This is a genomic window from Alcanivorax sp. HI0044 (assembly GCF_001634945.1).
Genome location: NZ_LWEZ01001754.1, coordinates 1 through 992 on the forward strand (window position 1 = coordinate 1; position 992 = coordinate 992).

Consider the following 992-nt stretch of genomic DNA (forward strand, 5'->3'; position numbering starts at 1 on the left):
CCAAAGGGACATTGGCCTGATAGCCGTTAGCGAGAGAGCCAAAAGGGACATCGTGATGAAGTTGGTGATGGTCATACCAGGCTTTGCCGGCAACAACTGCTTTATAGTTCCGGAAACGGGCCTCCAGCTTGGCATTAAGGATCACGGGTGTGGAGGCCAGCTCCTTGCCGGTGTAATTAAGTCGGCCATCATCACCATTGCGCCCGCCCTTCGGGTTGTACATGGACAAGTCACTTTTGCCTACGACCTGGGCGTTGCGCCGAAAAATATAGTCCGGATTGGCATTCTCCGCCGTCCAGATTGCGCCAGCGATAAGGCTGCCGGAAACCTTCACGTCCATATCATTGTTAACCGCTTGCCTCTCTGTGGCCATGGCGGTCGCTGTGGCAAAACTGGTCGCCAGGGCGGCAGACAGGACAATCTTTTCGGGGGCTCTGCAAGGAAATCGCATCTTCATTGTTCGGCCGTCTTTTCTTATTTTGGTTTCCCCACCGCAGCTGACTGCGGGGAGGGTATTGACGGCATGCTAAGACAGCGAGGACCCTGGAATATAATGCTTAATAGGTATATTGGAATAAAAAAGGTGCATCACGCATTGTCCGGCGGACAGAAATGACTACGGCAGATCCGAAGGAAACGTTCAGATGCGGCCGTTCGCGGCTGGTCCTTCGGCTCAACCACAGCCAGTTGAATGGCGTAATTCAGTGAAGGGATGTCCAGTGACAACAGTACATTCTCGCTAAGTTCGGTTTGGTACTGAATTTCCGGGGCAATCGCCCAAGCATCNGTTTCCAGCAGAAGCTTCCTGGTGGCCTCGTAGTCACTACAGATAACACCGGGCGTCAGGCCCAGGGCATTTTCCCTGGCACGCAACATGCTGCGCAGGCGGTGCCCTGATGACAGAACCTGTGGCGCGACCAGAGGATACCGGCTTAGCTGTTCTACGGAAATATCTTTCTCACCGGACAGAGGGTGGTCCGGCCTGGCGAATG

2 protein-coding genes are annotated in these 992 nt (G+C 54.4%); both read right to left on the minus strand.

Features of this window, described 5'->3' with window-relative positions; all coding sequences use genetic code 11:
* On the minus strand, positions 1-457 hold a 457-nt coding region (locus A3730_RS26265; RefSeq protein WP_156501383.1), incomplete at its 3' end, for a DUF1302 family protein.
* Between the two features lie 131 nt (positions 458-588).
* Positions 589-992 (minus strand): substrate-binding domain-containing protein (locus A3730_RS26270; RefSeq protein WP_197477652.1); only part of this gene is annotated, 404 nt, incomplete at its 5' end.